This is a genomic window from Enterococcus sp. DIV1307a, from assembly GCF_050537425.1.
In the GTDB taxonomy this organism is placed as follows: domain Bacteria; phylum Bacillota; class Bacilli; order Lactobacillales; family Enterococcaceae; genus Enterococcus; species Enterococcus faecalis.
In genome coordinates this window covers 490,236-512,764 of the sequence record NZ_CP172914.1, presented here as the reverse complement: position 1 = coordinate 512,764, position 22,529 = coordinate 490,236, and the positions used below count along the sequence as shown (strand labels likewise).

The 22,529-nt window shown below is 36.7% G+C and carries 22 protein-coding genes; 2 read left to right on the top strand and 20 right to left on the bottom strand.

What is annotated here, in order from left to right; all coding sequences use genetic code 11:
- Entirely contained in the window at positions 1-738 is a 738-nt protein-coding gene (locus IGL90_RS02555; protein ID WP_002355616.1) for an amino acid ABC transporter ATP-binding protein, read from the top strand.
- A 47-nt stretch (positions 739-785) separates the two neighbouring features.
- Here IGL90_RS02555 and IGL90_RS02550 read toward each other — a convergent pair whose 3' ends face one another.
- The 15 genes from IGL90_RS02550 to IGL90_RS02480 form a co-directional block, all read right to left on the bottom strand.
- Entirely contained in the window at positions 786-1,505 is a 720-nt protein-coding gene (locus tag IGL90_RS02550; protein WP_002361276.1) for an MgtC/SapB family protein, read from the bottom strand.
- 35 nt (positions 1,506-1,540) lie between these two features.
- Positions 1,541-3,445, bottom strand: a complete 1,905-nt coding sequence (locus IGL90_RS02545; RefSeq protein ID WP_048737347.1) for a heavy metal translocating P-type ATPase — start codon at positions 3,443-3,445, stop codon at positions 1,541-1,543.
- 109 nt (positions 3,446-3,554) lie between these two features.
- Positions 3,555-5,003: a helix-turn-helix domain-containing protein gene (locus tag IGL90_RS02540; protein WP_002407356.1), complete on the bottom strand. Its 1,449-nt coding sequence runs from the start codon at positions 5,001-5,003 to the stop codon at positions 3,555-3,557.
- A gap of 3 nt (positions 5,004-5,006) precedes the next feature.
- The gene (locus IGL90_RS02535) at positions 5,007-5,456 is read right to left on the bottom strand and encodes a hypothetical protein (protein ID WP_002407355.1); all 450 of its coding nucleotides are present in this window, start codon (positions 5,454-5,456) and stop codon (positions 5,007-5,009) included.
- A 201-nt stretch (positions 5,457-5,657) separates the two neighbouring features.
- Positions 5,658-6,752 carry a DUF916 and DUF3324 domain-containing protein gene (locus IGL90_RS02530; protein ID WP_430604663.1) on the bottom strand — a complete coding sequence of 365 codons (1,095 nt, stop codon included), beginning with the start codon at positions 6,750-6,752 and terminating at the stop codon, positions 5,658-5,660.
- Positions 6,753-6,827: 75 nt separating this feature from the next.
- Positions 6,828-7,568, bottom strand: coding sequence for a WxL domain-containing protein (locus IGL90_RS02525; RefSeq protein WP_002375974.1), 741 nt, complete (start codon positions 7,566-7,568; stop codon positions 6,828-6,830).
- A gap of 22 nt (positions 7,569-7,590) precedes the next feature.
- Positions 7,591-9,690, bottom strand: coding sequence for a lectin-like domain-containing protein (locus IGL90_RS02520; RefSeq protein WP_048737352.1), 2,100 nt, complete (start codon positions 9,688-9,690; stop codon positions 7,591-7,593).
- 19 nt (positions 9,691-9,709) lie between these two features.
- Positions 9,710-10,489: a WxL domain-containing protein gene (locus IGL90_RS02515; protein ID WP_010821434.1), complete on the bottom strand. Its 780-nt coding sequence runs from the start codon at positions 10,487-10,489 to the stop codon at positions 9,710-9,712.
- A gap of 16 nt (positions 10,490-10,505) precedes the next feature.
- Positions 10,506-11,237: a WxL domain-containing protein gene (locus IGL90_RS02510; RefSeq protein ID WP_002383012.1), complete on the bottom strand. Its 732-nt coding sequence runs from the start codon at positions 11,235-11,237 to the stop codon at positions 10,506-10,508.
- Positions 11,237-11,620 (bottom strand): LPXTG cell wall anchor domain-containing protein, encoded by a 384-nt coding sequence (locus IGL90_RS02505; RefSeq protein WP_016633047.1) that lies wholly within the window; start codon positions 11,618-11,620, stop codon positions 11,237-11,239. Before IGL90_RS02505 ends, IGL90_RS02510 begins: the two co-directional genes overlap by 1 nt.
- A gap of 178 nt (positions 11,621-11,798) precedes the next feature.
- Complete coding sequence (locus IGL90_RS02500; RefSeq protein WP_002358723.1) at positions 11,799-12,749, bottom strand: rhodanese-related sulfurtransferase; 951 nt, start codon at positions 12,747-12,749, stop codon at positions 11,799-11,801.
- A gap of 153 nt (positions 12,750-12,902) precedes the next feature.
- Positions 12,903-13,613 (bottom strand): DUF1003 domain-containing protein, encoded by a 711-nt coding sequence (locus IGL90_RS02495; RefSeq protein ID WP_010777422.1) that lies wholly within the window; start codon positions 13,611-13,613, stop codon positions 12,903-12,905.
- A 99-nt stretch (positions 13,614-13,712) separates the two neighbouring features.
- Positions 13,713-14,879, bottom strand: coding sequence for a serine hydrolase domain-containing protein (locus tag IGL90_RS02490; protein ID WP_010777421.1), 1,167 nt, complete (start codon positions 14,877-14,879; stop codon positions 13,713-13,715).
- Between the two features lie 152 nt (positions 14,880-15,031).
- Positions 15,032-15,412: a VOC family protein gene (locus IGL90_RS02485; protein ID WP_002363195.1), complete on the bottom strand. Its 381-nt coding sequence runs from the start codon at positions 15,410-15,412 to the stop codon at positions 15,032-15,034.
- A 132-nt stretch (positions 15,413-15,544) separates the two neighbouring features.
- Positions 15,545-16,936 carry an L-cystine transporter gene (locus IGL90_RS02480; RefSeq protein WP_002355598.1) on the bottom strand — a complete coding sequence of 464 codons (1,392 nt, stop codon included), beginning with the start codon at positions 16,934-16,936 and terminating at the stop codon, positions 15,545-15,547.
- A gap of 297 nt (positions 16,937-17,233) precedes the next feature.
- On the opposite strand from IGL90_RS02480, the gene IGL90_RS02475 reads away from it, so the two are divergent.
- Positions 17,234-17,569 carry a hypothetical protein gene (locus IGL90_RS02475; protein ID WP_002366186.1) on the top strand — a complete coding sequence of 112 codons (336 nt, stop codon included), beginning with the start codon at positions 17,234-17,236 and terminating at the stop codon, positions 17,567-17,569.
- A gap of 46 nt (positions 17,570-17,615) precedes the next feature.
- Here the strand turns inward: IGL90_RS02475 and IGL90_RS02470 are convergent, their stop codons facing one another.
- From IGL90_RS02470 to IGL90_RS02450, 5 genes are all read right to left on the bottom strand, one after another.
- The gene (locus IGL90_RS02470; RefSeq protein ID WP_002358717.1) at positions 17,616-18,002 is read right to left on the bottom strand and encodes a DUF1149 family protein; all 387 of its coding nucleotides are present in this window, start codon (positions 18,000-18,002) and stop codon (positions 17,616-17,618) included.
- Between the two features lie 112 nt (positions 18,003-18,114).
- Positions 18,115-18,546, bottom strand: coding sequence for a hypothetical protein (locus tag IGL90_RS02465; protein ID WP_002355595.1), 432 nt, complete (start codon positions 18,544-18,546; stop codon positions 18,115-18,117).
- Between the two features lie 349 nt (positions 18,547-18,895).
- Positions 18,896-19,540: a deoxynucleoside kinase gene (locus IGL90_RS02460; protein WP_002355594.1), complete on the bottom strand. Its 645-nt coding sequence runs from the start codon at positions 19,538-19,540 to the stop codon at positions 18,896-18,898.
- Positions 19,541-19,548: 8 nt separating this feature from the next.
- On the bottom strand, positions 19,549-20,247 hold the full coding sequence (gene pnuC / locus IGL90_RS02455) for a nicotinamide riboside transporter PnuC (protein ID WP_010824422.1): 699 nt from the start codon (positions 20,245-20,247) through the stop codon (positions 19,549-19,551).
- Positions 20,248-20,803: 556 nt separating this feature from the next.
- Complete coding sequence (locus IGL90_RS02450) at positions 20,804-22,390, bottom strand: amidase family protein (protein ID WP_048737358.1); 1,587 nt, start codon at positions 22,388-22,390, stop codon at positions 20,804-20,806.
- Positions 22,391-22,529 lie beyond the last annotated feature (139 nt).

Here is a 22,529-nt window from a genome sequence, read left to right as displayed (position 1 = left end):
ATGACTGAAAAAATCTTAGTTGAACATTTAGTAAAAAAATATGGTGACAACACGGTCTTAAACGACATTAATGTTTCTATTAACGAAGGCGATGTAGTCTGCGTCATCGGTCCTTCTGGTTCTGGTAAAAGTACTTTTTTACGTTGCTTGAATCAATTAGAAGAAGCTTCTAGCGGAGACATTATTATTGATGGTGCGAACTTGACAGATAAAAATACGGACATCAACCAAGTCCGTCAACATATCGGCATGGTTTTCCAACATTTCAATTTGTTTCCACATTTATCTATTTTAGAAAATATTGTTTTAGCACCAACCGATTTAGGTCGCTTATCAAAAGACGAAGCGGAGAAAAAAGCGTTAGAACTTTTAGAACGTGTTGGGTTGGCAGATAAAAAAGATGCCTATCCAGATTCTTTATCTGGTGGTCAAAAACAACGTGTCGCAATTGCACGTGCGTTAGCGATGAATCCTGATATTATGCTTTTCGATGAGCCAACATCAGCTCTTGATCCAGAAATGGTTGGCGATGTTCTTGGTGTAATGAAAGATTTAGCAAAACAAGGAATGACAATGGTCATAGTTACTCACGAAATGGGCTTTGCAAAAGAAGTGGCTAATCGAGTAATGTTCATTGATGGCGGTAACTTCCTAGAAGATGGTTCGCCAGAGCAAGTCTTTGAAAATCCTCAAAACCCTCGAACAAAAGATTTCTTAGATAAAGTATTAAATATTTAAACAAAAGCACTTGGCGCGCGCTAGCGCCCAAGTGCTTTATTTTATGGTTAAATTGTTTCCGTGACAGAGACAGATTGAACGTGCCCTTTTTCTTTTAAGAGATGGTGCAAGTTGGAATGCCAGAAATCTTCTTTGCCTACATAAGAAATCTTTGCTGTCACTGCCTCTTGTTCGGATTCCAAAGTCAATTCTACTAAGCGCTCCCCTTTTTCTAAAGAAGCTTGAAGTTGTTCATGCAGTCGGCTTTCTTTAATCATGGGTTCCTTCATTTTTACGATAAGCTGCAATCGTTTTAAAGGAGTTTTTCGTTTAAAATGGGCCAGAGCTAATACTAGCAAAGTTGCCACGAGATTGATAAATGCAATGGTTAAAAAACCCATCCCAATGACTAAACCAATAATAGTAACATTCCACATCATTACTGCTGTTGTTAACCCAGAGACTTTCCTTTCTCTAAAAACGATAATCCCCGCACCGAGAAAGCCTACACCACTAATCACTTGGGCGCCATATCGTGTAATATCCATAGAAATAATGGACGCCAAGGCGCTATTTTGTTTCACCACATCGACTAAAATATCCACCGATTGAATCTGTAAAATGGAAATCGTACAGGAGGCCAAACATAAAATGGCATTACTACTGATACCGAAGCCTTTTCTTTTAATACTTCTTTCTAACCCAATCAATGCTCCAAAAACCACGGCTAGAGCCATCCGAATGACAACGTCGGTGAGAGAAAGTTCAATCATTTTTAAAGAATTCATCGCTTTCTCTCCTTTCTTGCAAGTGACTATTTGACTTATTTTGTATTAACTAATAAACGCAAGCCATTAAAAATGACCACTAAGGTACTTCCTTCATGAATAAGTACGCTAAATGCGATATTCGCAATACCTAAAAAGTTCAAGATAATTAACGTTGCTACCACTAACATTGAAAAAATAATATTTTGCTGCACAATTTTATTCAAGCGTTTTGAGACACGGTGAGCATAGCCTAATTTAGAAAGATCATTTTTCATCACTACCACGTCTGCAACATCGATAGCAATGTCTGTACCATCCCCCATCGCCACTCCGATATCAGCATTCACTAAAGCGGGCGCATCGTTAATGCCATCACCAACCATCCCTGTCATTCCTACTTCGCGTTTTAATTGATCAACAATCGCTGATTTTTCCTCAGGTAAAACATTAGCAAAAACTTGGTCCACGCCTACTAAGCGACCAACTGCTTCACCCGTAAGTTTTGCATCTCCTGTAATCATTGTTGTTTCAATATTTTGTGACTTGAAATAGTGAATGGCGTTCATTGCTTCTTCATTAGGAACATCCATCAATGCCACTAAACCAATCACTTGTTCATTTTCGGCAAAGTACACTACCGTTTTGCCTTCACTCGCTAATTTCGTTGTTTGTTTCTCAATGATTGTTGGCACTTGTTCAAAACTAGATGGTTTACCCATTCTAAAAGTTGTGTCTGCAATGGTCGTTACTAAACCCACCCCGACAATATTTTCTACTTCTAAATTTAAAGCCGTTGTTTCTGCTTCAAAGCGATTAACAATCGCCGTCGCCAATGGATGATTGGATTTTTTCTCCATATTTGTTAAAACAGCTACTAATTCGTCTTGGCGATCTTCTAAGCCATCAACAAAAAGATAATCTGTGACCTCAGGTTTGCCTTTTGTTAGTGTGCCTGTTTTATCAAAAGCGAGTGCTTTCACTTCAGCTAAATTTGATAAGAATGAGCCACCTTTAAACAAAACGCCTTGTTTCGCTAAATTGGAAATTCCTGATAAAGTTGCCGGAACGGCACTCGCTGCTAATGCACAAGGGGAGGCAGCAATTAAGAAGACCAAGCCTCTGTAAAAACTTTCAGCCCAAGTCAATTGGAAAAGTAATGCGCCACCTAAAACAATTAGTGGAAAAACTGCTAAAACTAGTGTGACATATTTCGGTTCAAATCGTTTAATTTTGCTTGCAATTTCTGATTGATTTTCTTGTGATTGGTTCACGAGCTGTACGATTTTTGCAAAAACTGTTTCTGAACTATCTTTCGTTACTTCAACAACAATTGTGCCTGAACCGTTCATGGTACTACCAAAAACTGCGTCCCCGCTATTTTTTTCTTTGGGAATACTTTCCCCATTAATAGATGATTCATCCACAGCGGTACTTCCTTCAATCACGACGCCATCTGTCGGGATTTGGGCACCATTGAGGACTTGCACGCGGTCACCAATCTTCAATTGTTCAACTGACACAGTTTGAATTGAGCCGTCATCTGTTATCAGGCGAGCTTCTGTTGGATTTAAATTTAATAGTTTTGTAATTTCACGTTGGCTTTTGCCTTGGGCATAATCTTCAAGGAAATGCGCCGCCGCAAAAATCAAAATCAACAATGCTGATTCTTCAAAACTTCCCATTAATGCTGAACCAACTGCAGCTAAGGTCATTAACAAATGAATATTAGGCGAAAACTTTCGATTGTTTTTCGTATCCCGATACGTATCTCCAAAGCCTTCCCCAATAATATGATAACCAGCTAAAATAGCAGCTAACGAGAAAAGAATATTTTTCACTAAGAGCATGTTCCCTAAAAATAAACCGATAAAGAAAAGAGCCAATCCTGTAAAAAAGAGAATAACTGGAACGTTTTTACCTTTTTCTTCATGTGTGTGTGCACCTGTTTGTTTTGACATTGTTATGCGCCTCCTCATTAATGTTTTTCTATTCATATGAATGTATATTCATATTGTAAAACACTTGGGTGGTTTTGTAAAGACTTAAACACAAAGACAAGCGATGATTCTATTCGATAGGATCACCGCTTGTCTTTGTCGATTCTTTTTGATGTTGATATTTTTCTTCTTGAATAGTCAATAATGATTGCGTTAAATTGACCCAATCAATCGAACGAGGTGGATCCAGCCAAACCATAACTTTACTCTTTTCTTCTTGATACAAGTTATTTAAATTGGTAATCACCACATCTGGTAAGGTATCTGATAACGGGTCAATAATTTCTACATTTAAATTCACATAGACGGATAAATTTTTTTTGATGAATTGGTTATACTCTTTTCCATAAGAAAAATCAATTAGGACCTTGGCTGGCTCTGCAATTAAATGAACCGGAACATGATTAATTAGCAACAATAGATAGTTAAAAAACAAACAGTGATTGGCTTTCGCAATTTTTTTATGTTTTGCTGTTAACCAACGAATATATTCAATTAAATAAAAATAAAATTCCGGATATGTTTGCTTAAAAAACTGTAAATCCATTTCAAAATCGTCAAACATATTAATCGGAAAGTAAATAACATTGAAATGAATAATTGCTAACCCTTCTTCTAGAGTATTCCTTGTTGACTCCTCTAAACAATTAAATGCTTTTTCAAAACTTCCAATGAAAACACGAGTTAGGCTTTCAATCGTAGGATCTTCGTGAATAACATATTTTTTCTCTAGTTTGCCATGCAAATACAAGAAAAAAACAATCGTATACGTTAATGATTTTGAGGCCAATGCCCATGCCACTTGCGATTTTTTTATTAGTTCCTCTGAAAATGTATTCAGTGCACGCGTATCGATCCCTTCCACCGCACGTCCTTCGTTGTTAATCATAATAGCTAAATAATGGAAAAAATTGCGTCGCTCATAGGTGGTGAAAGTATAGTTTAACTCAACAGACTGTAATACACGTTTCGCTTCATTATAGACTTTTACCGAATATAATTCGGAAATCGGTTGATTGGAAAGCGTGAACAATTTATACAAAAAAAATGAAATTGCTTTTTGATTGCCGACAATTTCCCGCTTACTAAAATAGATCTGATACTCCTTTAAGGCTTTTTTTAGCCGCTGTAAGGTACTATACGCCACAGAGGTGCTGACATGATTACATTCAGCAAACTTTGTCAAACTATAATTTCCTCTAAAGTAAGACAACACTAATTTAAAAGAGAGCGATTCTGTTAAGTATTTCGTGAGCAAAAGTTTACTTGAATAGTTTCCATCAATTTCAAGTGTAACATCTACATCAGAAACGACTAAAGTTAAGCTGTCGCTTAACTTTAGATTGTCAATATCTGCTTTTAATTTTTCTAATGTTTTTTTGACTAAAAAATTCGACATTGATAATTCTTCGCGAAGTGCAATAAAAGTACCTGATAGCGTGGGACTTTCTTCTAAATGCCTTAGCAAGGAATAACTTCGTTGATCTTCTTTATTTAAAAAAATTTCATAATTCATCATTTATCAGTTCTTTCTCCCATAAATAGCCGTTCCTACTAATTCCCGTATGAAATTCAAGTAAAAAGTGTTTTGCCCCTCCGTTCCAGCACCGCCTGTGCTATTTGGTACAATGGTGATATGGCTAGCATCAAATAATTCATCCGTGAAAAATACTTGATGCTGACTTTTCTTGGAAGAAGGCCTTTCTTCATTTGTTTTTGGATTATTTGTTATCACTTCTTTTTTACTAACGTCTTCGCTACTTTCTTCCGCTTGCGTTTCGCTAGTAATAGTACTTTCATTTGTTTCTTCCATTTTTTCTGGTGTGCCAGTATTCTCAATCGGATAAATTTCTTCTGTTGGATTGGTCGGATTATAAATTGGATTCCGTTCTTCTGCTGCTTGCACAGTGGTTACTTGAAAAAACGAGAGTAACAATGTACTCCATAATAGTAAATGTTTGTATTTATCCATTTTTCTCACATATATTGCCAAATACTTTAGCTACATAACAAAACAAAAAATATAACTAGTAAAGTGGTATCAGACGATATTTAACAATACTCCTTCTTATTATTTCTTTTTTTGAGTTAGGTTTGTTGAATAAACTGCATGTTTGATAAGTAAAAACAAACAAAAACGTTGCCGATAATCAAATCAAAAATTAACTACTCTTTATATTTCTCTTTCGTTTTTTTCCTGTTTCTTTTTTCGCCAAATCAACCAGGCAATGATTAAAATCACTATCAATAATAGTAGTAAGCCAATCATCAAATATAAATTCGAATGATTTTCTTTTAAGGTGACATCTTTTTCATTTAATTCTTTGGCAACTTCACCATTAATTGTAAAGTCTTTTTCAAATTGCCATTGATTTCTAAAAGATATCGATTCATTGTTTATTGATTTTTTAAATGAGCCTGCAGCATCTTTATTCCCAACAACGGTCATAGACAAATGGTAATCTCCTGGCTTAAGCGGTTGCCCTTTTAGCGCAATGGGAACAGAAAAATTGGTATTTGGCGCAATTTGCATGTTTGCTTTTTCCTCTTTATATAAAACTTCTTCATGCCCCTTTTTGGTAATCTCTACCGAAAATGCAACTTGGTTAATATATGTTTTTTGATCATTTTGTAGATTGACTAAAATCACATTTCTAGCATTAATCTGTCCTGGTGAGACTTTTTTCAAAAGTAAATTCGGCTCAACCTTTTTTTTATTTTGTTGCATCAATAATGCAACGACATACGAATATTCATTTTTAATGGATAACCCTTGACTCTTATCGTCTTGGCGTTTGCCTTCATCCGACGTTTCTTCTTTAAAAGTGATACCACTAGCTAACACTCCATCAAAGGGTGTATTAGGCATTTTGACGTTAATAGAAACCGTTTGTTCACTTTTCGGTTTTAAACGAACTGAGCTAGGGTATTGAACGTAGTCTTTTATATCAAACGCTAAACTTTGATCTTTTTTCCCCTTATTTTCACCATACTCCACGATTACATTTGAATTGGTAATGGCACTATTGATGGAAATACCTACCTTTACTTCTTTATCTGTATCATTGCGCAAGTTCACTTTCAACTCAGTTTCTTCATTTGGTGCTAGTAATAAATCAAAGTAAGTTTTTTCTTTATCTACTTGTTTTTCTGATGGAATAGGCGTAACCGCAAAATTAAATTCACTGGCATAACCATTGCTAGGTACTAACGATAAAAGAATTAGTAGTATCGGAAAAAAAAGAAATCGTTGTTTTTTTCTGTTCAAATTATTTACTCCTTTTCTATATGTAGTGAATAGCAGGTAACCATGTTTCCTGCTATTCTTCTTTTTAAAACTCGTTTAATTTCCTGGAGCGTCTGTCAACGTCCATGTTAATTTTGTGGCGTATTTTTCAGCGTATTTGGTTGTAGAACCTGGAACAGTTAACTCAATACTTTTAGCAGCTGTAGTTGCATCTGTTCCCCAATCAAATAAATAAGTTCCTGCACCGTTTCCTTTCGCTGCACTCATTACATCTGATTGACTACCATCTGAATTTAGCGTGATTGTGGCTGGGCCTGTTGGTTTGCCTGAATCTGAAGCAGTCACTACATTTCCGTTTTTAAACGTGATAGCTGCCCCAGTCAATTCTTTACCAGAAGTTGATTTAAATTGTCCTTCTTGTTTCACTTTTAATGACCAGCCAGCTTCGGTTCCACGGTTATCTGTTACTTGGACATAGTTAGGCCCTTCTTTGACTTCATCGGTTGCGCCTACTGTCTTGTATTTTTGGGTAGCAGCAAAATAAGTCTGATCCTTCGACGTGATTTTTTGAACACCGAAGTCTAGACTTGACGCATAATCAATTGACAACGGACCGTTTGTTCCTGGATTAGGACCTTCAGGATCTGTTGGGTCAATAGGATCAACTGGATTAGTTGGATCCGTTGGGTCAACCGGATTAGTTGGATCTTCACTTGGTGTAAATTCTACGATACCATTAGATGTATAACTACCGCCATCTTCTGCAAAGGCTTGAGAAGTCATGCCTAAGCTCCCTAAAATAAATGTGGATAAACATACTGTTGTTACTTTTTTCATTTTCTTTTCTCCATTCTTTTCTTTAATTTCCTGGTACGTCTTCTAACGCCCAAGATAAACGAGCTTTAAATGTTCCAACTCTTTGATAAGCTACAGGAACATTGATTTGAATTCCTTGTTGTTTTGATTCATCAAGTAATGCTGTTAAATCTGTTTCACCTTTCTGATTACTTTCTAAAAGCGTAATTGCCTCATTTGTAATCTGAGAGCTTCCAGCAGTTGAAACGAAAGAAAAAACATCTGGCATTACAATTGAATCATTCGTTAACGGTTGCGTTTGCTTTAGTTGCAAGCGCCAATTATTTGCGTTACGTTCATCCACAACTTTGAGTCCTTCGGTGGGATGCCCAAGTTTAATTAGTGGTTGATTACGTATCTTTTCCGTACCAAAAGTAATCTGTTTTGGTGCCTCTTTAAAATATAGTTCCCCTAAACGATAGTAAAAATAAATATCTTTTGTTTCCTCTGTCATTGTTCCTTCCGCATTGCCTGAGTCTTTTGTAAAAATATAGCCAGAAATATCTAGGGGTTTTTCTTGATAGGGTGCACCAATTTTCCCTGTTACACTTTTAGGTGGAGCAATATCTTTACCTTCCGCGTCTTTATAAAAAACGGTTACTGTTTTTTCTGTTGGTTTAGGAATAGTAATCGTTACATTATTTGACTTTTGCAGTAAGGTTCCTTCTTCATAATAGTCAAAGTTCATAGTTAAAACTTTTTCGGGCGTATTATCTTGAAGGGTTGTTTTTAATTCAATAATCATGTCCTTCTTTAAAACTAGGTAGTCATTTAAAGCAATTGTTAAGTGATTCCCTGTTTGTGTCAGATCTTTGGCTGCTACCTTTTTACCATCAATCATTAATGAATTTTCTTCATATGCTAATTCATCAGGTAAGTCAATGCTTACTTGCGGTTGACGATCTTCGATAAAGTCATTGTCAATATTCAACGTATTCCGTAGTCTCACCTGATCATTTTTCACTGCTTCAACAGCTGAGCTAAACTCCTGACCATTCACGCTAAGGGCTGCTTGTGACGTAACGTTGGTAGGAATTTGTGTCATTGCTAAAGCATTCTCTTGGTATTTGCCACCTGTGGATGATGTAAAGCCCCAATAAACCGTTGTTGCGCCAAATTGTGCATTTAAATCTGAAACTACATACGTATTCGTGCCCACACCTTCTAAATCATATGTTAATGCTTTGGCTGCGGCATTCCAATGAACAGTCAACATGCGCCAAGTTCCATTAGATAGATAGGTTGGCGCAACAGTGACGCCTGAATGCTCCCCTGTATAGTTGTTGTTATTAGCTTTCGGAGTGACAAAAGCTAAATGTCCATTTCCCTTATCTTGTGAAATTTCTCGGTCCATTCGGTTGGAACTACCAGTATTTTTATAGGTATCAAACTCAATCGATAAGGCATTTCTAACATAAGGTTGACCAGCTTTCGTGGAGTATGCACCGATTCCCATCCCAGGTGAACCAATGACTTCTTGAGGCGTTGTGGACATTCTAGGATCATTCGTTAAGGTAAAGGTCATACCATCACCAGCATTTGCATACTCGTTTCCTAAATACAAATAACTTTTAAAGGTAAAATCCGACAATAAACTGATTGGTTTTTTTGACCAAATAGCTCCTTTTTGTGATTTAACAGCTGGGTTTAGTTGTAATAACTTCCCACCTTCTAAAATACTTGTTGCATTTCCAATTGGCTCTTGAAACACCTTGTCGATTGGAATGATGTTAGGATCATCCGGCAATGAAGTAGCGTATGGCGCAGCCAACATGCGCGGCTGTGGTTCAACTATCACCGATTCCGTTGCACTGGTACCGTCATCCTTTTGTTGTTCGCTAGGTTCTAAAGTAGCCGTTGATTGGTCTGTTTCTGCTGGATGATTATCGGTTGTTGTTGTCGTTTCTAGGGAAGGTTCTTGCTCTAATGTTTCCGAGTGAGAAGGAGCGCTAGTTGCCTGATCATTGGCCGATTCCTCCACTATTTCCCGATTGACTTCGTTGATATTTGTCGAAGGATTACTAATCGCTTCGCTAGTAATAGGCGCAAGGATTAGTAAGAATAAACTACTTGCCAAAAAGACTAGGCTTTGTTTGTTTCGCATCTCTCTTCACCTCTACTTTTTAAATTCCTGGTACATCCGTCAACGTCCACAATAATTTTGTTTGATATTTCACGGCATCTTTAGGGGTTGACCCTGGTACTGATAGCGCAACATCTTTTGTAACATTAACATTGTGTACCGTATTGGTTTCATCGCGTTCTGCAACAACTTCTACTTTGCCCCAATAAGTAGCCCAGGTTCCTGCACCGGTTCCTTGCTTCGCAGCTGCCACTAGCGATGCGGTTCCTGGAACAAGGGCAATCTTATTTGTTGCCTCTGGTTTCACAACATTTTGCGCATTACTATTAACGGTCGGGTTAGCTAAAGAAATTTGCGCACCTGTCAACTGACTATTTAAAGTCGCCTTTGTTGCTTTAAATTGCTCCTTTTGCGTAACCGTTAAAGACCAACCACTATTGGTTCCTCTATTATCAGAAATTTGCACAAAATTTGGTGTTTCTTTTTGATTTTCTTGATATTGCTGTGCTCTTGCAAAATATATTTGGTCTTTATTCGAAATACGATTTTTCCCAAAGTCAAAACTTGAAGCATAATCAATAGACAGCGGTCCTTGGGTACCAGGATTGGGACCTTCTGGGTCTGTCGGATCAATTGGTTTGACTGGCTTTTCTGGATCGGGATTTTCTGGATCAACTGGCTCTGTCGGATCTACGTTCGGAATAAATTCTACTAAACCATTCGAACGATACTCTTTTGGCTCTTCTGCCTTCGCTTGTAAGGACCAACCAGCAACTGCAAACGTACTGCATAGAACGATTCCTGTGAATTGTTTTTTCATTGCTTTTCTCCTTTATTTAATTATTAGCGGGAGTATCTTCTAATGCCCAAACTAACTTCGTTGAATATTGTTGTGCAAGCTTTACAGATTTTCCGGGAACGAATAGTTGGACAGCTTCTTTATTTGTTGCTTCATTTGAACCAAAGCGATAAACCCAAGTCCCAACACCTGTTTCTTTTTTAGCGTTCATCGCTAGATTATTATTTACACCAGGTGTTAAGGAAATAGTACTACTGACTTCAGTAGGTTTATATTTTTCATCCACCATTGAGGCAGCTTCTGCCTTTGTAAACGTTAATTGAGCGCCGACTAGTTCCTCTCCAGTAGCTGTTTTAAATTGTTCAGGTTGGGAAAGCGTTAGTTTCCATCCTGCTAACGTTCCTCTTTTATCAGTTACTTGTACATAGGTTGGTTTTTTTGAACCATCTTTCATTTCATCTGGCGCGGCATAATACGTTTGATCTGCCGTAGAAATCTTTTGTGTGCCAAATTTAAATTTTGACCCATAATCAATTGATAAGGCACCACCCGTTCCTGGCCCTGGAGGATCAATTGGGTCTACTGGATCAGTAGGATCGGGATTTTCTGGATCAACTGGCGGTGTGATTTCGTTATCGCCTGCTTCAAAAGTAATTGTGCCTTCTGTATTGTATTCTTTCGGAAAAGTTTCTGCTGCTGATGCGTTTATTGCTTGAAACCCTACGCCTAAAAGTATGGTTGCCGATGTAAGTAAAATAGTTTTTTTCATTAAATAAGCTCCTTCTCTCGTTTCATTTTATTAATTAAATAAATGACTACCCCCAACAAACTAACTCCTATCAAGGAATACAGCGGATTTTCAGACGCGCCTGTTTTAGGTAAAACTGCTTGTCCAGAAGCAGTTAAATTGTTTCTTCCCTGTTCTTCTGATTGTTGGGTATCCGCTATGTCATTTGACTCTTTTTCATTCTCATAAACGTAGGTACCATAGAAGCTCGCTTGACCATTTGATTCATAATTATTTTCTTCAGCCATAACGCTTTTTGTTTGCAACCCAATGATCAACAGCCCTAAACATACCAAACTAAACCTTTTTATGATTTTCATCTGAATTCCTCCTTCCCCATTTTCAACATTGACTGGCCCAGCCAATAAACATTATATAAAAGAAATATTTATTAGATTTTTTTATTTTTTTCAGACGCTTTTAAAAAATAAAATGGTTTTAGCTAAGAAAGCTTTAAAATCAACACTTTTAAAGACAAAAAAATAAACAAAAAAACTTCAAAAAATAATTTTCGAAGTTTTTTTGTTTATTTTTTTATTATTTTTATACTTCAACCGCTTCTAACAAAGCTAAACGTTCAGCAACTTCTGCTTCTGTTAAATTATATTTTTTTACATAACGGTTGGCAGGATGCTGGCTACATTCTAATGAGCAGCCGCCTAAATGTTTATGTTCATTTTCTTCTGAAGTTAAGATTTGACGATTACATTCTGGGTTTGCACAGTTAATGTAGCGTTCGCAAGGTGTTCCATCAAACCAGTCTTTCCCAATAACTTTTTTATCAACGTGATTAATTTCGACACTGATTCGGTCATCAAAGACATACATTTTGCCGTCCCAAAGTTCGCCACGTGTTTCTGGATTTTTTCCATAGTTGGCGATACCACCATGCAATTGAGCAACATCTTCAAATCCTTCTTTTAATAACCAGCCAGAAAATTTTTCACAGCGAATCCCGCCAGTACAATAGGTAACAATTTTTTTATCCATAAATTGTTCTTTGTTCTCGCGAATCCATTGTGGTAACTCACGGAAGCTACGGATATCTGGGCGCACGGCACCACGGAAATGACCTAAATCATATTCATAATCGTTACGAGCATCGATTACAACAGTGTCTTCGTCTAATAAGGCTTCTTTAAATTCTGCAGGTTCCAAATATTTCCCCGTCGTTTCCAATGGATCAACGTCTTCTTCTAAGTTCAACGCCACTAATTCAGAACGTGGGCGAACAAACATTTTGCGGAAGGCCATTTCTTCTGCTGGATCAATTTTAAAGAATGTATCCTTAAAGCGCTCATCTGCTTGCATTGCTTCCATATACTTTTCTGTTTCTTCGACAGTACCAGATAACGTTCCGTTAATCCCTTCTGTCGCTACTAAAATACGGCCTTTTAAGTTTAATGATTTGCAAAAGGCTAGATGCTCTTTCGCAAAAGCTTCTGGATCTTCAATTGTTGTATATTTGTAATAAAGTAATACTTGGTATTTCATCTTGTTTTCCCCTTTTGTATAAAGTCATTCTATCCCATTATACGGTGAATGAAAAAGGGAAAGCGATTATTTTGCTTGTGTATTTACACACAATAAAAAAGTAGCTTGTTGTTGCGTAATAATTATTACGCAACAACGAGCTACTTCTATCTACTACTCCTTTTCAGAAGTCGTAGCGAGTTGTTCTTGCAACTCACCTAAAAGTTCAATTTGAATATTTTGGATTTTTACCAAATTTTCTAGTTGATTATTGATAATATAATCCATTTTCTCATGTAATAAATTAATTTCTACCTCTGCTTTTAAGTTAATTTTATAATCATTATTCGCTTGTTCTCTATCACGGGCTTCTTGTCTGTTTTGACTCATCATAATAATCGGTGCTTGGATAGCTGCTAAACAAGATAAGGCAAGATTCAACAAAATATAAGGATATTTGTCAAATGGTTGTCCCAATAAAGTGGTAGAGTTAATCACGATCCAAGCAATCAACACGAAGCAAAAGAAGCCAATAAACACCCAGCTACCGCCAAATTTAGCAATGGTATCCGCTGCTCGTTGGCCAAAGGTTAATTTCTTTTCCATCTTTTCATTCATATTATTGGAAATCAGCTTATCTTCTTTGATGTGTTGAACCACTAATTCATTCAGTTGTTGGATTTTTTCAGAATCATTTGCGACCAATTGTTTCATGTAATCCAAACGATAATTAAGTAACTCCGCCAATGTAATCATCGATTCAGCTGTCAATTGTGGATTGTTTTGGAGAATAAAAGCTTGCGTTTCCTGTTCTATATCTTGAAGATAAATGTTTTTTTTCGTTGGTTCACCAATAACAACTTGTTTATTTTTTGATTGTTTCATCTTCGTCACTCCCTTTGATCGTTCTTCCCTTTATTTTAATATAAAGTCTCTCAGAAGAAACCTAAAAAGGCTTTGGGAGTGATCGTTGTTACTTCTGCTTTAAAATTTAACAGTTAAATTGGTTACATCATGGAACAACGAACCAATTAATTCTTTGTATTTCGCTGGATTTACACAATTAGTTAGCAATATGATCCCAGTTTTCATATCTTTTGAAAATAAAGCTAGGGCTTGTTGACCCGCTTCAACTCCGTGTAAACGTAAATAATTATCATGAACATAGATGCCGCCATGATAAGAGCTTTGCTGAGAAGACGTCCATAATTTTTGCAAAAGTGCGGTGGAAACTAAATGTCCACTCGTTAATTGATGTAAGTACCAATACAAATCACCTGTCGTCATATCCACATTACCAGTCCCAAATTCATGGGCAAAACTAGCTGCAGGAATTGAGAGCACTTGGTTATATGAATTATCTTCTGTCCATTTATAACTTGTTGAATTATTGGGCTGTTCCAATAAGGTTTCATAGAAGCCAAAATTCTTTAAACCAGCCGTTTTGTGATAAAAATTATTAAATAATTCTTGATAGGTACGTTGATACATTTTCTCTAACATTCCTGCTAAAAGGACAAAATTTACTGGGGAATAATTGTATTTTCCTTTATTGACTTGAATGGTATTTTGTTTAACAAATTGAATAATTTCTTCATCGGTAACGATATCATTAGGCATTGCTGATAACTTCAAACCGCTTGTCATATTCAACATATCGCTAATCGTAATGTCTCCAGCACCTTGAACTTGCGGATAAAACGTAGCGAGTTTTGTATCTAATGTAAGTTTACCTTCTTCAATCGCTTTTAAGATCAAGGTTGTGGTAAAAGATTTTTGAATCGAGCCAATCTGAAACCTTGTGTTTGGCGTGTTGGCTTGTTGCTTTTCAAAATTGGCAAAGCCATATCCTTTATTTACTAAAACCTGACCATCTTTAATGATCAAAGCCGAACCAATATAATTTGTTTCTTGAATTTTTTGATCAAGTTCGCCACTATCTGGTGCAACTATTTCTTTCGTTAAATTCGCATAATTATCACTTCGGCGATCTTCTTCCAAGACCACTTTCGATTCTTGACTAACTTGTGAATCTCTAGTGAAAAAGAACGTTTTTATTAAATAACCACTACCACCAATCACCACCAACAAACACACTATAAAAAGCCAATTCACTCCTCCATGTCTTTTCTTTGCATGTCGTTTACGCATACCGCTTACCTCCGCCTATTCTATTAACAGCATTATCATACGCTATATTTTCATGAAAATTACAGATTTTAGTAAAATTTATAAAACTTTCAACTTTTATAAAAAACAGCTTGGCACCAGAATCAATCTAGATTCCAGTGCCAAGCTGTTTTTTATTTACTTTCTTGCCCCATCACAGCAAAGTAATTATCATCGTTATCTGCAAAATTAAAAACTAAGCCTGTTGGCAATTGAACCATTTCACCGACAGTAACGCCAGCCTCTTGCATTTTTTTATAGAGACCAATGATATCATCGCTAGCAAACATTAAAGAAGGGGTATTCCCCGCCACTTCTGGTGAATGTTTTTGAATAAAGGCCAAATCATATAAAACAATAATCGTCTCTGCTGATTCACTTGGCGCAATTTCTACCACCAATGTGCCGTCAACTTCCTCTCTTTCCTTTTCAACAAAGCCAAACGTTTGCCAAAATTGACTAGATTCCTCAACATTATTCACATATAACATAATCTTTACTTGGTTTGAAAACATTCCTTCACGTCCTTTTGAATTTAGTTAACAACTTATTATATACGTTCTTTTAAATAATTACTGCACTTTCGCTTAAAATCAAAAAAAAGTGTTTGAGCAAGACATTGCTCAAACACTTTTCGCTTTATTGATTTAGATATTTGCATCTAAGACAACGTCGCGATCATTTAAGACATCACGATCTAATTCATGAATACGAGCACTTGTTAACACGCCTGCAACCATACTATCGTTAACGTTAACAGCTGTCCGCGCCATGTCAATAAGTGGTTCAACTGAAATTACTAAACCAACAATTGCAACCGGCAAGTTCATTGCGCCTAAAACGATTAGAGAAGCAAAGGTTGCTCCGCCACCGACACCGGCTACGCCAAATGAACTGATTGTGACAACTGCTACTAACATTAAAATAAATTGTAAACTAAAGACATCAATTCCAACAGTTGGTGCAACGATGGTTGCTAACATAGCTGGATAAACGCCGGCACAACCATTTTGTCCAATAGATAAACCGAAACTACCAGCAAAGTTTGCTGTGGCATCATCGACACCTAATGCTTTGGTTTGTGTTTCAATATTTAATGGTAAAGCTCCTGCACTTGAACGAGAAGTAAAAGCAAAGCTCAAAACTGGAAAAACTTTTTTTAGATACGTAACTGGATTGACTTTTAAAGTAATTAAAATCAACATGTGAATGGCAAAAACAATGATTAAGGCCACATACGATGCCAACACAAATTTACCTAAGTTAATAATCGCAACAAAATCACTTGTTGCTACAACATTAATCATTAACGCTAACACGCCATAAGGGGTCAAGCGTAAAACTAAGGTAACAATTCGCATGGTAATTTTATATAAACTATCAATTAAATTTGCAAAAAATTCAGCTTCTTTTGGCGCTTTACGACGAACGCCTAAATAAGCGACACCAACAAACGCAGCAAAGATTACCACCCCAATGGTACTCATTGGTCGTGTTCCCGCAAAGTCAGCAAAGACATTTTTAGGAATGAATGAAACGATTTGTTGGGGAATCGTCAAATCTTGAATCGCATCTTGACGCGTCGCTAACTCGGCAATTCTTGACGTTTCTGCAGCACCTTGCGTGAATTTTGCCCCTTGAAGACCAAATGCTAAGGTTGTTCCAATCCCCACCAAGGCAGCTACTGCTGTTGTTCCTAGTAAGGTGGCTAACACATTAAAGCTAATTTTTCCTAATTTATTGGATTCTTTCATTTTTGTAAATGCACCTACAATAGATACAAATACTAACGGAATTACGAGCATTTGTAGAAACGCTACATAACCATTACCTACAATCCCGATCCATTCCATTGATTGCGTAGTAATTTTACTGTCTGTACCAAAAGCAAATTGAATAATTGCACCTAAAACAATCCCCACGCCCAATGCTGAAAAGACACGTGTTGAGAATTTTAAATGTTTCTTTTGCATTTGGTAGAAACCGAATAACACAGCAATAAATGCAAGGATCACTAATACAGTGATGAATGTTGTCATTTTAGTTCCTCCCTATGTTTTTAATGACAAGTACATCAAAGGAAGTAAAGGTTCCCGGTACTCACTCTCCAGTAAATACCCTGAAAACAGCAGGCTGTTTCCAGTGATAGTTCTATTGTACCTTATTTTATAGCAAATAGTGGGATAATTTGCTTACTTTTTGATAGAAAATAACCGTTGCGATAGTTTAAAACTATCACCAAGCGTTGTTTTACTAGTCACTGTAAAAATAATTTGTTTTTTGTCCTCTTTCTTTTAAGCTGACGTGGTATACTTAGTTCTAGGAGGTGTAAGCGTATGCAAAAAATTTGTTGGATCCTTTCTGTCAACCGTGATGGAGCGACGTTATTTGTGGGAAGCCCTGCAAATGCGGGTCCTTGGCTCTTTTCAAATAAAGAGCAGCAAAACATCAAAGCCTTTTTTCAACCAACCTATGAAATTGACTTTATCAGTTATGATGTTCTTTCAGAGGAAGTACCAGAAGCTGCGTTCATTTTGTACAATGAAATGCTCGCTCCCTATCTTCCCGAAAAAATCACCAAAGTTGGTCAGCCGATTGCTTATGTGGATATCGCTACAAAAAATTATGAACAGTTTAAAAAAGCTTTGGTTGCTAAATCTTCACAAGAATAAAAACAGCGTTTATAACGGAATCCGTTATAAACGCTGTTTTCAAAGTTTAAGCTTCTTCTGATTGTTGAAAATTCAATTGAACACCTGGACGATCCAGAGCAATTTCAGTTACTTCATAAGATAAACGTTCGACGATGCTAAATAAAGGACGCACAAGTTCATCGACTTCTTCTTGCGAAATATCTTCTTGTTTTTCAATTTTACGATCAATAATGTGATTAATTTGGCTAATCGCCCCTGATAAAACAAATTCGTCAAAGACAATTCGAAATTCTAAGCGAGCAACAAGTGCTGAGCTGTTTTCTGGATAATTTTCTTCTTCTACTTCAATTGGTGAAAAGCTGACACGTAAATCTGTCTCTACTTCTGAATCAGGTACTCGCATATCATAGTGATACGCTTCAACAATTTCTTGTTGGCGTTTAATTTCCATTGTTTTTTCTCTCCTTTTTTAACAAGATATTCCCCTTTTAGAATATCCAATGGTTTCTTTTCTCAAGTATACCACAAGTCCGAAAGTTGCCTAGACCAAAAAACACAGAAGGTCAGACTTTTTTGATAAATTGATTTTGGCAGTTTGAACAAGTGACTTTGATTGTTCCTCGTCCTTTCGGCGCACGTAATGACTGCTGACATTTTGGACATTTAAAATAACGATACTCTTTCTGAGTCATGTGTCGCTTGCGAAAAGCATGAACCTTTTGCATTAGGCGTTGTTTTCGAAGAATAAACCGTTGATTTTCATTCAATCGCGGGTGAATATGTTTTGAAAAAAAGCGATAATACACGTAGGCGACTGTGATTAAAATCAATAACCGAACCCAAAGATAGCCAGTAAAAATATTGATGAGCGCCAGCACGACACTTGTTAGCAACAGCGTTCGATTCAATTCATCGAACCGTGCATAACGTCCTTGTAAAAATCGTTGCGCTTTTTTGCGCCAACGTAGAATGCGTTCAAACCAAATTTGGCCCATTTATCTTCCTTCTTTCGAGTATTATTTTTTGAATAAATGATTGATTTACAGAAACTTTCAATCAAAATTTACACTTACTAAGTCCAAATTTTGAACAACTGTTGGTTATTTTCGATGGTATACTTCTAGAGAAGTCAGGTCAACCGATGAATGACTTCGTTGATAATAGCTACCGCTATTTTATACAAACTTAAACTGTCGATGGATAGATTATCCGATTTTAACTTAGGGGAAGGTTAAAATCCGATTCTATAATTTAGCACTACACTCCTTTATTTAGTAGCAACTTTAGCCTATCTATCCACATTTTAAGTCAAAAAGAAGCAAGTCCGGACTTGCTTCTTTTTATTTATCTTTCTAATTCTTCAATTTTCTTCTCAATTAACGCCAAGACATATTGACACGCTTCAGGATCTTCGACAAAATCATATTTATCGCCATCAATTTGAATTTTAGGACTTTCATCATAGTCTTCATACCATTGATCATAACGCTCGTTCAACATTTGATAGTAATCATACAACGTTGGATCTGTCTCAATTTGTTCATAAGGACGGCCACGTTTTTTGATGCGTTCTAACATTTTGGGAAATGAAATACGAATGTGAACTAACAAATCAGGCCTTTTTTTATGCGCAGCATAAGGCAATTCTTGGAGCATGTTTTGTAATAAGTCATCGTACACTTTGACCTCTGTTTCGTTTGCACGACCTAAATCTGCATTTAAATGAAAAAGTAATGAATCTTCATAAATCGAGCGATCCAATACATTATTTTCATGCGTTAATGCTTGTTTAATACTATCAAAACGTTTATTTAAAAAATAAATTTGTAATAAAAATGCGTACTTTTCCGGTTCCGCATAAAATAAAGGTAATACCTCATTATCATCAACTGATTCGTAAAAGGCTTCTGAACCTAAACGGTTTGCAATTAAAGCTGTTAAACTAGATTTACCAGCGCCAATCGTACCTGCTAAAACAATCACTGCCATCGAACTCCCTACCTATTTTTTTCCATTTTATTTTTTATCTTCAACCAATTAAACATACCAAAAATTGAGTTAAAAGTATACATACAATACATAACAAATATCGCATAATCACCACCAGCGTGCGTCCCTGCTCGGAACCATAACAAAATTGAAAAAATATTTCCTAGTAGCCAAAACACGAATTGCGATTGATAACGTTTAATCATCAATAACATCCCTGTCGCTGAAACACTGAACGTGATTGCATCTAATGTTTGTTGCGCATCATTTACAAAACCTAACAAAATATATGCAGCTACGCCAATGAGCAGCCACGTGAAAAAGGCATACAACCACTGAATACCTTTTAAAACTTTTACTTCGGTTACTTGACCCGAGCCATCCTTGCTAGCCCGAAGCCAAGCATAAAGCCCTGTAATGTCCATAATAATATAGAAGCTTTGTAAAAGAACTTCCGCATATACCCGTGTCACTAACCCAAAATAGCCAATAATCACTGCACTGATTAACCCAAAAATGTAATTGCTGACTTTTCCTTGGGCAATTAAATTCACACAAATGATGCCGGCTAAACCACCTACTAACGTAATCCAATTCGATGGATTGATAGCAAATGCAATCAACTGTACCCCCACCATCAAAGCTAAAAACAAGTAACTTCTCGTTTCCCAACCTTTAAAATCATTCACCAAAAAATTCTTATTCACGACAAATTTCCGACCTTCCTAAAACCAAACTTTTCTCTGTTGACGTCTCAATAAGAGTACTCCGTTTTAAAAAACAAGTCAATCAGATTTCGGAATAAAAAGAAGATTTTAATACTATATATTGATTAAAAAAATAAAAATACACTACATATAGTTATTTCGTAAGCTTTCTGATATCCTTTATTGCCACAATATTTTCTTCATCTTGCTTTAATCTTCTATGTAGTCATGGATTTGTTTCCATCTAATGATTCCTGCGGCAGAACCCTTTACGACGGTAGCGCTCCAAATTAATGTTGTGAAAGTGGAAGCAACCGCACATATTTATGCTTCAAACACAGCCATCGTTCACTTTTTTTATTGAAATGCTTAAAAATTGATGGCCTTATTTCTCGAATCTGGCCACTTATTAACTTATTACATGAAAACATTCGCCTAAAAAAGCAAAAAAAAAACGACTCACCTAAATAATCGACCTACAAACGGTTCCCTTTCGTTTGTAGGTCGATTATTTTTATTAGGTTTGATATGGATGTTTCGCCATCCCTAGTTTCCTTTACTGCTCATCTCTACTTATTTTTTTACTGTTTGCCAACAGCTCGTTGTCTGAAAGCACTATCCGTCCTTTGGTACTTTGTTCAAAGCTGTAAGCTTGCTCAAATAACGTTTGCTCTTTATTGGCAGTTTGTGTAAAAGTCAGCCCATAAGGTTGTCCTTCACTGTTTTTAGCCAAAGGAACCGTCAATTCAGGATATCCTGCCACGGCACTTAAACCCGTACCTTCAGAATCAATAAAGGCATATCCGTCTAATTGTTGTTTTTTCAGCAACGCATCAAACGTTTGCTGTGCTTTTTTAATGGTTGTTTGAATGATTTCTTTATCTGGTTGTTTCTTTTTAACATCTGCTTCTAATAAATCTTGCCCATACTTGGCACGAACCTTTTTATCTTGTTGATTATACGCAATTAGTTCCTCCAGTGTTTTAAATGGTAAGTCATACCGTTTCGCAAATTCTTCCAATGCAAACTTAAATTCATTGGAAATAACTTTCCCGCCATCAATCCCTTCCATGTCTGGTGTTACCGGAATCACTTCTGCTCCAGCTTTTTGGAGGGCCTTTTTAGCAGCCGTAAATTCTTCTTCAGCACTTGGCATTTCTAGCAACCCAATGCGTTGACCTTGTAAGTTATTTTTAGTAAATTTCGTTGAATCAATGCTCGGAACCGTGTCTTTCTTAAACGCATTATAGCCTTGCGCAGCATCAACGACACTTCGGGCAATCGGGCCAACTGTATCTAATGACGGTGCCAATGGCAAAACACCTTCGCCACTTACTGAACTGTGGGTCGGTTTAAAACCAACCACTGATTGATGAGAAGCGGGGGAAACAATCGATCCCATCGTCTCAGTGCCTAAAGAGAAGGCGCCGATATTCATCGTCACACTAGCCGCACTCCCAGAACTTGAACCTGAAGGTGTTATTTTGAGCGGCCCATAAGGATTAAGTGTTTGTCCATGTTTAGAACTATAGCCACTTGGTGCTTTCATTGACATATAATTCGCTAGTTCAGATAAGTTTACTTTTCCTAAAATCAAAGTTTGCGCCTCTGTTAACTTCTTAACTACTTCCGCATCTTCCTTAGGCTTGAACGTGCGTAAGGCATAAGCTCCTGCACTCGAAATCATGTTGGTCGTATTTATATTTTCTTTCAAAGTCACAGGAATACCATACAAAGGCTTCCTCGGTGTTTGAGAGGCTTGCTGATCAAATGCCTTTGCTTCCTTAATTGCTTGCGGATTGATTTCAGAGATGCTGTTCATGCCATTATCTATTTGATCGAACTGTAAAATACGGTCCAAATAAAACGCCGTAAGTTCTTCATAGGTCAATGTTCCTTCGGCAATCGCTTGCTGTAATTCAGTGATATTTTTTTCAGTAATCAACGGTGCTTTGGTACGAGCTTTTTGTACATCTGTTTCTTTTAATTGGTCTTCAATCGTTTTAACGATTCTCTCTTGATTGTACATTGCTGGGGTTTCTGCCTCAGGAGTGAACTTTTTGAGTATAAACCAATACGCTGCAGCGCCTATTATGACTAACAAAACAGCAATTATTCCGATTACTTTTAAAAATTTAGACATTTTTATCCTCCTATACCATTTAAAGATTATCTTACTATGTTTATTTTTGCATGACAACTAACAGTTTTGTTCGTTAAAAAGACAAAATAGAGAGTAGGACATCCGTCAAAACGACCGATGTCCTACTCTCTAACGATTA

What these genes read in the sequence shown, in the direction of transcription:
- IGL90_RS02555 (WP_002355616.1), top strand. Translation starts at nt 1, where the DNA reads ATGACTGAAAAAATCTTAGTTGAACATTTAGTAAAAAAATATGGTGAC.
- IGL90_RS02550 (WP_002361276.1), bottom strand. Translation starts at nt 1,505, where the DNA reads ATGAATTCTTTAAAAATGATTGAACTTTCTCTCACCGACGTTGTCATT.
- IGL90_RS02545 (WP_048737347.1), bottom strand. Translation starts at nt 3,445, where the DNA reads ATGTCAAAACAAACAGGTGCACACACACATGAAGAAAAAGGTAAAAAC.
- IGL90_RS02540 (WP_002407356.1), bottom strand. Translation starts at nt 5,003, where the DNA reads ATGATGAATTATGAAATTTTTTTAAATAAAGAAGATCAACGAAGTTAT.
- IGL90_RS02535 (WP_002407355.1), bottom strand. Translation starts at nt 5,456, where the DNA reads ATGGATAAATACAAACATTTACTATTATGGAGTACATTGTTACTCTCG.
- IGL90_RS02525 (WP_002375974.1), bottom strand. Translation starts at nt 7,568, where the DNA reads ATGAAAAAAGTAACAACAGTATGTTTATCCACATTTATTTTAGGGAGC.
- IGL90_RS02520 (WP_048737352.1), bottom strand. Translation starts at nt 9,690, where the DNA reads ATGCGAAACAAACAAAGCCTAGTCTTTTTGGCAAGTAGTTTATTCTTA.
- IGL90_RS02515 (WP_010821434.1), bottom strand. Translation starts at nt 10,489, where the DNA reads ATGAAAAAACAATTCACAGGAATCGTTCTATGCAGTACGTTTGCAGTT.
- IGL90_RS02510 (WP_002383012.1), bottom strand. Translation starts at nt 11,237, where the DNA reads ATGAAAAAAACTATTTTACTTACATCGGCAACCATACTTTTAGGCGTA.
- IGL90_RS02500 (WP_002358723.1), bottom strand. Translation starts at nt 12,749, where the DNA reads ATGAAATACCAAGTATTACTTTATTACAAATATACAACAATTGAAGAT.
- IGL90_RS02495 (WP_010777422.1), bottom strand. Translation starts at nt 13,613, where the DNA reads ATGAAACAATCAAAAAATAAACAAGTTGTTATTGGTGAACCAACGAAA.
- IGL90_RS02490 (WP_010777421.1), bottom strand. Translation starts at nt 14,879, where the DNA reads ATGCGTAAACGACATGCAAAGAAAAGACATGGAGGAGTGAATTGGCTT.
- IGL90_RS02485 (WP_002363195.1), bottom strand. Translation starts at nt 15,412, where the DNA reads ATGTTTTCAAACCAAGTAAAGATTATGTTATATGTGAATAATGTTGAG.
- IGL90_RS02480 (WP_002355598.1), bottom strand. Translation starts at nt 16,936, where the DNA reads ATGACAACATTCATCACTGTATTAGTGATCCTTGCATTTATTGCTGTG.
- IGL90_RS02475 (WP_002366186.1), top strand. Translation starts at nt 17,234, where the DNA reads ATGCAAAAAATTTGTTGGATCCTTTCTGTCAACCGTGATGGAGCGACG.
- IGL90_RS02470 (WP_002358717.1), bottom strand. Translation starts at nt 18,002, where the DNA reads ATGGAAATTAAACGCCAACAAGAAATTGTTGAAGCGTATCACTATGAT.
- IGL90_RS02465 (WP_002355595.1), bottom strand. Translation starts at nt 18,546, where the DNA reads ATGGGCCAAATTTGGTTTGAACGCATTCTACGTTGGCGCAAAAAAGCG.
- IGL90_RS02460 (WP_002355594.1), bottom strand. Translation starts at nt 19,540, where the DNA reads ATGGCAGTGATTGTTTTAGCAGGTACGATTGGCGCTGGTAAATCTAGT.
- IGL90_RS02450 (WP_048737358.1), bottom strand. Translation starts at nt 22,390, where the DNA reads ATGTCTAAATTTTTAAAAGTAATCGGAATAATTGCTGTTTTGTTAGTC.